Source organism: Anaerotruncus massiliensis (ex Togo et al. 2026), assembly GCF_030825285.1.
Classification (GTDB): Bacteria; Bacillota; Clostridia; order Oscillospirales; family Ruminococcaceae; genus Anaerotruncus; species Anaerotruncus massiliensis.
This window is the reverse complement of sequence record NZ_JAPJQF010000068.1, coordinates 1-11,678: the sequence shown is the minus strand read 5'-3', so window position 1 is coordinate 11,678 and position 11,678 is coordinate 1. Positions and strand designations below refer to the sequence as shown.

The window sequence follows — 11,678 nt, the reverse complement described above, 5'->3', positions numbered from 1 at the left end:
TGCGCGCCCAAGAAGTCGGCGGAAGAAGGGCGCTCAAGGGGACTTCCGCCTTGGGTGGCCTGCCCGGGCTGCGCCCGGAGCGCGCTACGCGCGACGGCCGATCTCCGGCCTAAGAGCCGCCTTCGGCGGTTGGCCTCCGAAACGCGGTCTGCGGACCGCAGTCGCGGGCGCTCCGCCCCGCGACCCCGGCTTGAGTCCGCTACGCGGACCCGGCCCTGCGGGCCGGAACTTTAAGCGGTATCCCCCGGGAGTACCTTGCCAGTACCCGCAGGTTACCGCCGCTCCCCACGGGTACACCAGCTGAAGGCTCAATTCAGGTTGCGGGTGCGCCCAACGACCGAAGCCGGATGGCTCGCATAACCCACGGCGGAAAACAACGCCCGTTCCGGGCGTTCGCGCGCTCTGCGCGCGTGCGCGGCGAAGCCGCGCAGTTTTCCGCCTTCCCGTGGGACATGCGAGCGAAATAAAAGCGGCCGCGTCTCCCCTATGGGAACTCCCGGTACGGTTCCGGAGACTCACCGGCAGAGGCATTGCGCCCGCGGCGCGGCGGCTGGCGGGATGCTGTACACCCGTCCGCTCATCCGTGGCAGGGCGCCGCCGACTTTGGCCGCAGGCCAACCGGAGGCGGCGCGGGGGTCGCAGGGGCGAAGCCCCTCGTGCCTTTCTTTGGTTCCTTTCTTGGGCAAGCAAGAAAGGAACTCGCCGCCGGTCGACTACCGGCAAACTACACCGCTCGCTGAGCGGTATGCCTAAGGACCGCCGTCGGTCGGCTACCGACAAACTACACCGCTCGCTGAGCGGCAAATCTAAGCCCGCCGTCGGCCGGCCACCGACAACCTCCGCCGCTCGTTGAGCGGCAAACCCAGCCGTTCCCGCGCGGCAAAAAAGCGGCCGCCCTTTCGGGCGGCCGCTTACCTATAAATCCAATTTAAATCTCCTCCACCGTGACGACCACGGCGTCGCCCGGCTGTTTGCCGATTTTCGCGCGGATGTCCTTACGCAGGCCAAGGATATGGCAGGGTGTCCCCATGCGCACGAGGCTTCCCTCGTACGGCTCGCCGTCGAAGGCGGCCCGCACCCTGACGCGCCCCTTTCCATATACGGCGCGCACGTCGAAGGGGATTTCGACATACGCGCCGTCGATGTCCGGGACTTTTTTGATGATCGCCGTAAAGGTCCGTTTCATCCAACCGCCTCCACGGATAAGATACCCGGCGGGACGCGGGGCTATTCGCTGTAGAGAGCGAGGACCTCCCGCGCGGCGGCACAGAGCCCCTGCGCCACATGGCCGGGGGAAAGGATTTTGACCTCCCCTCCGAACCCAAAGACCCACGAATAAAACTGGGGGCTCACCTGCACCTTGACAGTGGCGTTGAAGTGCGCGTCGTCCGCCCGTGAGAGGAAGGCGTCCTTGCCGAAGCGGTCGAGCACCACGCCGGCCAGATGATTGACGAACCGCAGCCGGACGGTTTCCTCCTCGCCGCCGAACATCCCGAACACCCGCTTGGAATAGAGCGCCATGTCGAACCGGTCGAAATGCTCCTGCCCGTCCCGCCGTTCTGCGGTGAGCTGGATTTCAGCCATTTTGTCGACACGGTAGTGCTTGATGATGTCCGCCTCGCTGTCGAACCCGATCATATAATAGTTTTCGTCGTCCCAGGTCAGCGCCCACGGGCTGATGCGGTAGCGTTTTCCATTGCGGCGGAACTGCTTTTTGAGCGGCCCGCTCTCCTCCGAAAAGTCGACCGCCCACTCGAAGTAGCGGAAGCTGATTTTTACGCCAGCCGTGATTGCCGCATGGATCTTGTCGACGTTGTAGTAGATGCTTTCGTTCATCGTCTTGATACGGTTGGTGACAAACACCTGCCGCTGGAGCAGCCGCGCCTCGTGCACGCTCGCGAGGCTTTCCACCTTTTTGATCAGCTCGGTGGATTTTTTGTGGGTGATGAATTTGGAGGACTGCACCGCGTCGACCAGCAGCTTGAGCTCGGGCAGCTGGAAGGTCCGGTTCGCGATGAAGTATTTGTGCCCCGTGCGCTCGACGTCCAGCCCGTAAACGCGCAGCATTTCGAGGTCGTCGTAGATGCTCTTGCGCTCCGCCGTGACGCCGTAACCGCCGAGCGCGTCGAGGATCTCCGGCAGCGTGAGCCCGTGCTCGTCGTCGGTGCGTTCGAGCAGGATCTTCATGAGATAGAGCAGCTTCAGCTTCTGATTCGGATTTTTCGGCATTTTCCCGCCCCCTTTACAGTCCCATTGTAACAAATTTCCTGTCCAATAAACAGCCCTCTTTTTACCCTTGCCGGGGCGGGTCCCGCGTGGTATCATAGTAACAGCGCGAACCGGGGGGAGGCTTTCGGGATGGAAAACGGGACATGCTATGCATATCTGCTGCGCTGTGCCGACGGCACCCTTTACGCGGGCTGGACGAACGATCCCGCCGCCCGGCTCGCCGCCCACAACGACGGCCGCGGCGCGAAATACACCCGCGGGCGGCTTCCGGTGGAGATGGTCTACCGCGAGGCGTTCGAGACCAAAGCCGAAGCCATGCGCCGCGAGTGGGAACTCAAACAGATGACGCGGGCCCAAAAGCTCGCGCTGATCGCACACGGGGCCGGGCGCCCGCCGTCGTCTCAAAAAGGGGCTTTTTGAGACGACGCCCGCGCAAAGCGCGGGCCATGCGTCCCTTCGGGACGCATGGGCGGGCGCCCCGCACCCCTGTGCCGTGGGAGGAACACGAATGACGGCAAGCATTCCCGACACCGCCCTGACGCACGGCGGAAGATTCCATGCGGACGACGTTTTTTCGGCCGCGCTTTTAAAGCTCCTCAACCCATCCGTCCAAATCACCCGGGTGTTCGACGTACCCGAAAACTTCGACGGGCTCGTCTTCGACATCGGATGGGGAAGATTCGACCACCACCAGAAAAACGCGCCCGTGCGGCCCAACGGCGTGCCCTACGCGGCGTTCGGCCTGCTGTGGAAGGAATTCGGCGCGGGGCTGGTCGGCCCCGAGGAGGCCGAACGGTTCGATTTCCATTTCATCCAGCCGCTCGACCTCGACGACAACACCGGCTGCGGCAGCGAGATCGCCGGGCTGATCGGCGCGTTCAACCCGAGCTGGGATTCGGACAGGTCGCCCGACGACTGCTTCGCGGAGGCGGTCGCCTTTGCAGAGGTGATTCTGGAGAAGCGGTTCGAGGGCATCTGGAGCATCCAGCGCGCCCGCGCGCTCGTGGAACGCGCGCTCGGCGAAATGAGGGACGGGATCGTGATCCTGTCCACCTTCGCCCCCTGGAAGATGGCGCTCGTGCCCTCCCCGGCGGAGTTCGTGGTCTATCCCTCCCAGCGGGGCGGCTACAGCGCGCAGGCGGTGCCGAACGACGACGAGACGCACAGCCTCAAGCACCCCTTTCCCGCCGGGTGGGCGGGCCGCTCCGAGGAGGAGCTTCCCCGGATTTCCGGAATCGAAACGCTGCGCTTCTGCCACAACAACCGGTTTCTGATCGCGGCGGGAACGCTGGAGGACGCCGTCCGCGCGTGCGAAGCCGCGCGGCGGGAAAAATAGAGACGGAGGAAACGATGATGACGGAATACGAATCCATTCAGGAGCTGCCGCGGGAAAAGCTGCTCGAGCTTTGCGAAATGTTTTCCAAGAACTGGCTTGCGCTCGACGGGCTGTGGTTCCAGTCGATCGAACACAAACGCGGCATGGACGAGGCGGTCGAGCACGACGTGAACGCGTGGGCGCGCTTCACCGAAACCGAGGCGCGGCGGATCAAGGAATTCCTCGGCCTGCCCGAGCTGGCGGGGCTCGAGGGCCTGCGGCGCGCGCTGGCCTTCCGGCTCTACGCGCCACTCAACCGCCACGAGACGGTGCTCGAGGGCAACACCCTCACCTTCTATGTGCGGTCCTGCCGCGTGCAGGACGCGCGCGCCCGCAAGGGGATGCCCTTCCACCCCTGCAAGCCGGTGGGGCTCGTCGAGTACACGAATTTCGCCCGGGTCATCGACCCGCGCATCACCACCGAGGCGGTCAGCTGCTACCCCGACATGACCGACGAATCGAGCCGCTGCGTGTGGCGCTTCACCCTGGACCCCCAAAACGCCTGAGGCGGGCCGCTTAATGTCCGGATAACATGCAAAAAACGGGAGGCCGCTTTGCGGCCTCCCGTTTTAATCTCCCGGGTTCCGTTTGGCGCTCGCCGTGCGCACGGCGAGCTTACAGATGCAGACGGCGGGCAGATATTTTTCGACGACCTCTTCCCTGCGCGGGTCGTCCGGGGAAAACCGCCGTGCCAGCAGGTCGAGCTTCTCCCGCTTTTCTGCGGGGTCGGTGACGATCGAGGCGGTCCCGGTAAAGACCGCGCTCTCATAGCGGGTGTTGTACCGCTCGGGAATCACCCTCGCCGGCCCCACCACCGTAAAGCAGACCTCCGGGCGCGCCCTGATGCAGTCGAGCTTCCGCCCGCTTTTCGCGCAGTGGAAAAAGACGCACCGCTCCTCCGGAAGCCAGACATAGTTGAGCGGGATTCCGTAGGGCCCGCCCTCCGGCGTCACGAGGGAGAGGAAGCCGTACTCCCCCTCCGCGAGGATGCGGTAGGCCTCCCGCTCGTCCAAAAACCGATTCCCAGCCATGGCGTCCGCTCCTTTCACCCTTCAGGGCTTCCAAAAATCATTTCCTCCACGAACCGCTCCCTGAAAACCGGGCTCTCGGTGAGGTCGAGCACCCGCGCGTCCCGCGCGAGCGCCTCCGCGTCGTCGAGCGCCCGCTGGGAGGCGGCGATCATGCAGGCGCCCATCCCGGCGGCGTTGCCCGCCGCGGACACCCGGCCCGCGAGCGCGGCGGGGATGAGGCCGACGCGCGCGGCGGCCTGCGGGTCGATCGCGCTGCCGAAGCCCCCCGCGATGTAGAGGGTCTTGACGTCCGACGGCGAGAGGCCCGCCGTGTCGAAGAGGGCGTCCATCGCCGCCGCGATCGCGGCCTTGGCGAGCTGGAGCTGCCGGATGTCCCGCTGGGTGAAAACCACCCCGCCGCCGAGCGGGAAGCCCTCCTCCCAGCGCTCGTCGAGCAGGCCGGTCTCGTCGACGGCGCCCAGCTCGAGCAGCGCGGCGAGCAGGCTGACCGCGCCGGTCCCGCAGACGCCGCGCGGCGGCCCGCCGCCGATCGTCCTGCAGACGATTCCGCCGTCCCTGACGGCGGCGGCGCAGATTGCGCCGTCGGCGGCGACCATCCCGCACCGGAGCCCCGCTCCCTCGAAGGCCGGACCCGCGGCCGCGGAACAGCAGAGCGCGCCCTCTTCGGTCATGAGGGCGAGTTCGCCGTTGGTGCCCACGTCGAGGAGCAGCTCACGGGGCTCAAGGCGGCAGGCGAGCAGGGCGCAGACGGTGTCCGCGCCGACGAACGCGCCCACGCAGGGCGCGAGATAGACGGGCGCGGCGGGCGGCAGCGTGGGGAAATATCCCCGCGCGTTATAGAGCACCCCAAAGAGGCTCTGCGGGGTGTAGGGCGCCGCGGCGAGCCCGGCGGGGTCGAGCCCGGCAAAGAGGTGGAGCATCGCCGTGTTGCCGGTGAGCACCACGCCGCGCACCCTGTCCGGCCGCACGCCGCGCCCGCGCAGCAGCCCGGCGAAGAGCCGGTCGAGCTGGCCGGCCAGCGCCTCCCGCAGGGGGCGGACGCCGATTTCGGCGCATTTCCCGATGCGGGTGATCACGTCGGCGCCGAAGGGGGCCTGCGCGTTCAGCTCCCCCGCTGCGGCGGGCCTGTCCGGACGCAGCGGGTCGCAGAGATACGCGGCGACCGTCGTCGTGCCGATGTCGGCGGCGAGGACATGCCCCCGCCCGAAGGGGGACTCCCCCGCCGCGGCGGGGAGCGTCCCGCCCTTCCGCACCCGCGGGCGCGGGGGGGAAAGCGCGTGGACGGTGCAGCTCCCGAGCGCCCGCGCGCAGCAGGCGAGCCGCACGTTGGAGAGCTGTTCCTCGGTCGTGAGCAGCCGCTTTTCCTCCGCGGAGAGGGGGGAGAGCTCGCCGTAGGCGGTCACCCTGCACGCCCCGCAGGTATGCGCGCCGCCGCAGGGCAGCGAAAACCCGTGGGGCGTGAGCAAATCGGAGAGGAGCGCCGGGCCCTCCCAGGGGATCTCATACCGCTGGCCGCCGAGGGTGGCGCAAATCCGTTTCACCGGCTCATCCCTCCCCGGGCGTCCGCGGCAGCAGCCTGCGGCAGAGCCAGCGCGCGAGCAGCGCGCTTCCCACCCCGAGCAGCGCGCCCGCGAGCAGGTCGGTCGGATAGTGGACCGACAGGTAGAGCCGGGAAAAGGCGATCAGAGCGGCCAGCGCCAGCGCGGGCACGCCCCACTTTTTGTTGAGCAGGAAAATCGCGGCCGCGCACGCGAAGGAGGACCCCGTATGCCCCGATGGGAAGGAGGAGGAGCCGGGCGGGGGGATGAGCAGCGAAACGCCGGGCAGCAGCGTGAAGGGACGCGGCCGCTGGATCAGGTTTTTGAGCACGACTTCGCCCGAGACATAGGCGATCAGCAGCGACAGCCCGCAGAAGATGCCCGCGCGGCGGGTCTTTTTGCGGGCGAGCAGCACAAAGCAGATCACCACCCAGATGAATCCGCTGTCCCCGAGCGCGGTGATATAGGGCATCACCGTGTCGAGGAAGGGGCCGTGCAGATGTTCCGCGGCCCACCGGACGATGGTAAGGTCCATGTTCGCACCTCCTAGCAGTCCCTCTATTTTATCATGGGAACGGTAAAACAATCAATGACAAACGGGAGATTTGTTGGTATAATAAACAGGTATTCACCCGGGCGGCGCCTGTGAACCGGACGGCGGCGCGCGCCGCGCGTCCAAAGCCCGCCGCCCGCTGAAAAGAATTTATCGTGTCTGGAGGAACAGCCATGTCCATCGCCAAGGAAGCCATGCTCAAGCTGCAAAACGGCAGCGACGTGCGCGGAATCGCCACCGAAGGGGTCGAGGGTCAGCACGTCAACCTGACGGGCGAGGCCGTCAACCTGATCGCGCAGGCGTTCGCCCTGTGGCTCGCGCAGAAGAAAAACGCCGCGCCCTCCGCCCTCAAGATCGGCGTGGGGCACGACTCGCGCGTCTCCGCGCCCGCGCTGAAGGCGCAGGCGCTCGAGGGACTCGCCGCGCAGGGCGCCGCCGCCTACGACTGCGGGCTCGCGTCCACCCCGTCGATGTTCATGTCGATCGTCTTCCCCGAGACGCAGTACGACGGCGCCGTCATGATCACCGCGAGCCACCTGCCCTACAACCGCAACGGGCTCAAGTTTTTCGACGCGGACGGCGGCCTGGAGAGCCGCGACATCACCGATCTGCTGCTCACCGCCGCCTCCCTCACGCCCGCCCGGGCGGACCTCTCCAAGGTGCAGCGGACCCCGCTGCTCTCCCTCTACGCGAACAGCCTGCGGGAAAAAATCCGCCTGGGCGTCGGCGCGGAGGACTATGAGAATCCGCTCGCGGGCCTGCATGTGGTGGTCGACGCGGGCAACGGCGCGGGCGGCTTCTTCGCCGAGCAGGTGCTCGCCCCGCTGGGCGCGGATACCGCGGGCAGCCAGTTTCTCGAGCCGGACGGCACCTTCCCCAACCACATCCCCAACCCGGAAAACGCCGCGGCGATGGACGCCGTGCGCGCCGCGACGGTCGAAAACCACGCCGACCTCGGCATCATCTTCGACACCGACGTCGACCGGATGTCGGCGGTGCTGTCGGACGGCTCGGAGGTCAACCGCGACGCGATCATCGCGATGATGGCGGCCATCCTCGCGCCCGACTATCCGGGCGGGACGATCGTCACCGACTCGGTCACCTCCGACCGGCTGACCGGCTTTCTGGAAAACACGCTGCACCTCAGGCACCACCGCTTCAAACGCGGCTACAAGAACGTCATCAACGAGCAGAAGCGCCTCAACGCCGAGGGGGTCTCCTGCCCGCTGGCAATCGAGACCTCCGGCCACGGCGCGCTCAGCGAGAACTACTACCTAGACGACGGCGCGTACATGGCGGTCAAGCTGCTGATCGCGGCGGCGCGCGCCAGGCGGGAGGGCAAAAGGATCGACGCGCTGATCGAAAAGCTGCCCCCCGCGTACGAGACGCGGGAATACCGCATGAACCTGCTCGGCGACGACTTCAAGGCCTACGGGCTCGACGTGCTCGCCCAGTTCGAGGCGCGCGCCAGGGCGGCCGGCTACGCGGTCGCGCCCAACTCCTACGAGGGGGTGCGCCTCTCCTTCTCCGGCCCGGAGGTGAAGGGCTGGCTGCTGCTCAGGCTGTCGCTGCACGACCCGCTCATGCCGCTCAACCTCGAGGGGGAGCGCCCCGGCGACTGCGACCGGCTCGTCGCGGTCGTGAAGGAGCTGCTCGCGGGCTACGACCGGCTCGACCTGTCCCCGCTCGATCAATAGGGCCCGGACGCGTCCCGGCGGGCAATTTCGCCGCCGTTTCCCGCGGCGCGGCCCTTGATTTTGGGCGCGGATCCCGATATAATAGGGCTTTAGGGACCCATATGAGTACGAGAGGATGTCGTCACGTTGAATCACAGTGAAAAAACGATGGAGAAAATCGTCAACCTCTGCAAAAGCAGGGGCTTTGTCTATCCGGGTTCGGAGATCTACGGAGGGCTTTCCAACAGCTGGGACTACGGCCCGCTCGGCGTGGAATTCAAAAACAACGTCAAGCGCGCCTGGTGGAAAAAATTCGTCCAGGAGAGCCCCTATAACGTCGGGCTCGATTCCGCCATCCTGATGAACCCGCAGGTGTGGGTCGCGTCGGGGCATGTGGGCGGCTTTTCCGACCCGCTGATGGACTGCAAGGACTGCAAGACCCGCCACCGCGCCGACAAGCTCATCGAGGACGCCACCGGCGAGATCGCCGACGGCTGGTCCAACGAGCAGATGTACGACTACATCAAGGAGCACGGCATCACCTGCCCCGAATGCGGCAGCGCGAATTTTACCGAAATCCGCAAGTTCAACCTGATGTTTAAGACTTTCCAGGGAGTCACCGAGGACGCCAAGAGCGAAATCTACCTGCGCCCCGAGACGGCGCAGGGCATCTTCGTGAACTTCATGAATATCCAGCGCACCACCCGCAAAAAGGTGCCCTTCGGCGTCGCGCAGGTGGGCAAGAGCTTCCGCAACGAGATCACCCCCGGCAACTTCATCTTCCGCATCCGCGAGTTCGAGCAGATGGAACTGGAGTTCTTCTGCAAGCCGGACACCGACCTCGAATGGTTCCAGTACTGGCGCAGCTTCTGCGAAAACTGGCTCCTGGCCCTCGGCATGGCCAAGGAAAACATGCGCCTGCGCGACCACGCGAAGGAGGAGCTCTCCTTCTACTCCAAGGCGACCACCGACATCGAGTACCTCTTCCCGTTCGGATGGGGCGAACTGTGGGGGATCGCCGACCGCACCAATTACGACCTCTCCCGCCACGCGGAGTGCTCGGGCAAGGCGCTCGACTATTTCGACCCCGAGACGAACGAGCGGTACGTCCCCTATGTGGTCGAGCCGTCGCTCGGCGCGGACCGCGTCGCGCTCGCCTTCCTCTGCGACGCCTACGACGAGGAGGTCGTCGGCACCGACGCGAAGGGCAAGGAGGACGTGCGTGTCGTCATGCGCCTGCACCCGGCGCTCGCCCCCTTCAAGGCGTGCGTGCTGCCCCTCTCCAAAAAGCTCGCCGAGGGCGCCGGAAAGATCTACGAGTCGCTCTCGAAGGAATTCATGGTCGACTACGACGACGCGGGTTCGATCGGCAAGCGGTACCGCCGCCAGGACGAGATCGGCACGCCCGTCTGCATCACCTACGATTTCGACAGCGAGACGGACGGCTGCGTGACCGTCCGCGACCGCGACACGATGGAGCAGGAGCGCATCCCCGTCTCCTCCCTCGGCGATTACCTCAAGGCGAAACTTGCGTTCTGATCCCCGCCGCCGGGCCGGCCCCAATCCGCCCGGCGCGCCGCCTTGACACCCGCCGCGCGGTATGCTATGATGACATTTGCGGCACGCGACTTTGTCGCGTGCCGCAAGCATTTTTCGGGGTGTAGCGCAGTTGGTAGCGCGCCTGCTTTGGGAGCAGGATGCCGCAGGTTCGAATCCTGTCACTCCGACCAAACCAATAGGGTAAAATAGATATTGGGGGTAAAAACCCAGTGTTTATGCGCCCTGAGAGGCTCTTAAGTAGCAATACTTGAGAGCCTCTTTTCTTTGCCATTTGTCCAAGGAATTCACATTCTGCCGGGAGTTGAACCGGCGGGCAGTTCCGATCAGAAAAAATAACACAGTGTCTCATTGAAAGCAGCGGCTAAGACAGCCGCTGCTTTTTATTGTGTGAATAATTACTGTGTCGATGAACCAGAAGAGCTTTAACGATGAAATAAAACAGCTCTGGTAGGAAAACTGAAAAAAATAGAAGCTATCGTGTTACCGGACAAGCGCCGCTCTATGGAGACAAGGGGCGTCGTTCCCTGCTGTAAGATAAAAAGGAGGATTATGTCCCTGGAATGCTCAGGGGTTAAACAAAATCATGTGCAGGATCGCGGCCTCATTCCCGACGTTTCGATACGAGTGTACGCTGTCAGCCTTAAACCGGATGTTTTCCCCCTTTCCAACGGAAAACCGTTGACCATCTGTATCAATTTCAAGCTGCCCTGTGAAGACCGTAATAAATTCGGTGGTTCCTTTAAGATGCGGTTCCGATTCCCAATAGCTCCCCGCATCCAGTTCCAGATAGTAGACCGCAAATTTGCGGTTGTCATCGTCGGGGAAAATCGGGTAATTTTTGACCTTACCACCATCTTCCAGCAGCGGCTGTAGCTCTGATGTTTTCACAAGTTCATACGGGTTTTCCGGGCGGACGGTCAAGGCGTCAAAAGGCACCTTCATTCCATTCGAAATTTTCCACAGCGTTGAGAGGGTTGGGTTTCCCTCTCCTCGCTCAATTTGTGCAAGCATACTTTTGCTGACGCCGCTTAACTTGGACAGCTCGTCCATGCTCATTTTATTCTTTTCACGAAGCCTCTTAATGTTTTTCGCGACAATCTGATTCATGGAGTCCAAAAAAATCCGCTCCTCTCTGTTGACAGTATAACGAACAGGATGTATTATTATATCGCACAAGTGCAATATAGTGTCCACTTTGTACCATTATAAATTCTTGATTCAAATTTGTAAAGAGGAGAGCGAACGAAAATGGTTCCAAATCTACAAGAGGCCTGGGATTTGCTGAAAAAGTACAATAGCGGCGAGTTTCACTTGCTGCACGGAGAGGTGGTTTCCGGCATCATGGGCTGCTTTGCCCGTCAGTACGACCCCCAGAACGAGGTATATTGGGCGGTGGTGGGTATGCTGCTCGACATTGACTTTGAGCTTTATCCCGAGGAGCATTGTGCAAAATGCGTTGAACTTTTACGCTCCCACGACATTGACGAGGGCATAATCCGCTCCATCGTGAACCACGGCTATGGCCGGTTGGACTGGGTGACGGTCAAGCCTGAATTACAGATGGAGAAAATCTTATTTGCCACCGATGAATTGTTCGGGCTGATCGGGGCGTGTGCCATGGTGCGGCCCTCCAAAAGCGTTCGGGACATGGATATGAGCTCCATCAAAGTACAGTTTACAAGGGACTACACAGGGTAGGTATCTGACGGGAGGGGT

Annotated in this window: 12 protein-coding genes and 1 tRNA gene; 7 read left to right on the top strand and 6 right to left on the bottom strand. The window is 63.6% G+C overall.

From position 1 onward, the window contains the following. Positions 1 to 928 precede the first annotated feature (928 nt). Both RCI06_RS13260 and RCI06_RS13255 read right to left on the bottom strand, forming a co-directional pair. Positions 929 to 1,186, bottom strand: a complete 258-nt coding sequence (locus RCI06_RS13260) for a DUF1905 domain-containing protein (RefSeq protein ID WP_121586713.1) — start codon at positions 1,184 to 1,186, stop codon at positions 929 to 931. 41 nt (positions 1,187 to 1,227) lie between these two features. After that, entirely contained in the window at positions 1,228 to 2,229 is a 1,002-nt protein-coding gene (locus RCI06_RS13255; protein WP_276874889.1) for a YafY family protein, read from the bottom strand. 129 nt (positions 2,230 to 2,358) lie between these two features. Here RCI06_RS13255 and RCI06_RS13250 point away from each other — a divergent pair, with 129 nt between their 5' ends. The 3 genes from RCI06_RS13250 to RCI06_RS13240 all read left to right on the top strand — a co-directional run bounded on the left by RCI06_RS13250 (position 2,359) and on the right by RCI06_RS13240 (position 4,110). After that, positions 2,359 to 2,649, top strand: coding sequence for a GIY-YIG nuclease family protein (locus RCI06_RS13250; protein ID WP_276874893.1), 291 nt, complete (start codon positions 2,359 to 2,361; stop codon positions 2,647 to 2,649). An 88-nt stretch (positions 2,650 to 2,737) separates the two neighbouring features. Further along, positions 2,738 to 3,565 carry an MYG1 family protein gene (locus tag RCI06_RS13245; protein ID WP_306576343.1) on the top strand — a complete coding sequence of 276 codons (828 nt, stop codon included), beginning with the start codon at positions 2,738 to 2,740 and terminating at the stop codon, positions 3,563 to 3,565. A gap of 17 nt (positions 3,566 to 3,582) precedes the next feature. Further along, a complete protein-coding gene (locus RCI06_RS13240) occupies positions 3,583 to 4,110 on the top strand; it encodes a DUF6125 family protein (protein ID WP_306576342.1) in 528 nt (175 codons plus the stop codon). A gap of 63 nt (positions 4,111 to 4,173) precedes the next feature. Here the strand turns inward: RCI06_RS13240 and RCI06_RS13235 are convergent, their stop codons facing one another. Genes RCI06_RS13235 through RCI06_RS13225 form a run of 3 tightly spaced genes read right to left on the bottom strand, consistent with a single transcriptional unit; the run spans position 4,174 to position 6,708 of the window. Then, positions 4,174 to 4,635 (bottom strand): pyridoxamine 5'-phosphate oxidase family protein, encoded by a 462-nt coding sequence (locus RCI06_RS13235; RefSeq protein WP_306576341.1) that lies wholly within the window; start codon positions 4,633 to 4,635, stop codon positions 4,174 to 4,176. A gap of 14 nt (positions 4,636 to 4,649) precedes the next feature. Beyond that, entirely contained in the window at positions 4,650 to 6,176 is a 1,527-nt protein-coding gene (locus tag RCI06_RS13230) for an ASKHA domain-containing protein (RefSeq protein WP_306576340.1), read from the bottom strand. Positions 6,177 to 6,180: 4 nt separating this feature from the next. Then, positions 6,181 to 6,708 (bottom strand): phosphatase PAP2 family protein, encoded by a 528-nt coding sequence (locus RCI06_RS13225; protein ID WP_101552860.1) that lies wholly within the window; start codon positions 6,706 to 6,708, stop codon positions 6,181 to 6,183. A 191-nt stretch (positions 6,709 to 6,899) separates the two neighbouring features. Between RCI06_RS13225 and RCI06_RS13220 the strand changes: the two genes are divergently transcribed. The 3 genes from RCI06_RS13220 to RCI06_RS13210 all read left to right on the top strand — a co-directional run bounded on the left by RCI06_RS13220 (position 6,900) and on the right by RCI06_RS13210 (position 10,132). Next, complete coding sequence (locus RCI06_RS13220) at positions 6,900 to 8,423, top strand: phosphomannomutase/phosphoglucomutase (protein ID WP_306576339.1); 1,524 nt, start codon at positions 6,900 to 6,902, stop codon at positions 8,421 to 8,423. Positions 8,424 to 8,549: 126 nt separating this feature from the next. Beyond that, complete coding sequence (locus RCI06_RS13215) at positions 8,550 to 9,941, top strand: glycine--tRNA ligase (protein ID WP_306576338.1); 1,392 nt, start codon at positions 8,550 to 8,552, stop codon at positions 9,939 to 9,941. 115 nt (positions 9,942 to 10,056) lie between these two features. Beyond that, positions 10,057 to 10,132: transfer RNA gene (locus RCI06_RS13210), tRNA-Pro, on the top strand. A gap of 394 nt (positions 10,133 to 10,526) precedes the next feature. On the opposite strand, the gene RCI06_RS13205 is transcribed toward RCI06_RS13210, so the two are convergent. After that, positions 10,527 to 11,069, bottom strand: a complete 543-nt coding sequence (locus RCI06_RS13205; RefSeq protein ID WP_367379713.1) for a helix-turn-helix domain-containing protein — start codon at positions 11,067 to 11,069, stop codon at positions 10,527 to 10,529. Between the two features lie 171 nt (positions 11,070 to 11,240). Here RCI06_RS13205 and RCI06_RS13200 point away from each other — a divergent pair, with 171 nt between their 5' ends. After that, positions 11,241 to 11,660, top strand: a complete 420-nt coding sequence (locus RCI06_RS13200) for a hydrolase (protein WP_306576337.1) — start codon at positions 11,241 to 11,243, stop codon at positions 11,658 to 11,660. Positions 11,661 to 11,678: the final 18 nt, after the last annotated feature.

Coding starts and splice junctions, on each gene's coding strand:
- RCI06_RS13260 (WP_121586713.1), bottom strand. CDS start 1,186: ATGAAACGGACCTTTACGGCGATCATCAAAAAAGTCCCGGACATCGAC.
- RCI06_RS13255 (WP_276874889.1), bottom strand. CDS start 2,229: ATGCCGAAAAATCCGAATCAGAAGCTGAAGCTGCTCTATCTCATGAAG.
- RCI06_RS13250 (WP_276874893.1), top strand. CDS start 2,359: ATGGAAAACGGGACATGCTATGCATATCTGCTGCGCTGTGCCGACGGC.
- RCI06_RS13245 (WP_306576343.1), top strand. CDS start 2,738: ATGACGGCAAGCATTCCCGACACCGCCCTGACGCACGGCGGAAGATTC.
- RCI06_RS13240 (WP_306576342.1), top strand. CDS start 3,583: ATGACGGAATACGAATCCATTCAGGAGCTGCCGCGGGAAAAGCTGCTC.
- RCI06_RS13235 (WP_306576341.1), bottom strand. CDS start 4,635: ATGGCTGGGAATCGGTTTTTGGACGAGCGGGAGGCCTACCGCATCCTC.
- RCI06_RS13225 (WP_101552860.1), bottom strand. CDS start 6,708: ATGGACCTTACCATCGTCCGGTGGGCCGCGGAACATCTGCACGGCCCC.
- RCI06_RS13220 (WP_306576339.1), top strand. CDS start 6,900: ATGTCCATCGCCAAGGAAGCCATGCTCAAGCTGCAAAACGGCAGCGAC.
- RCI06_RS13205 (WP_367379713.1), bottom strand. CDS start 11,069: ATGAATCAGATTGTCGCGAAAAACATTAAGAGGCTTCGTGAAAAGAAT.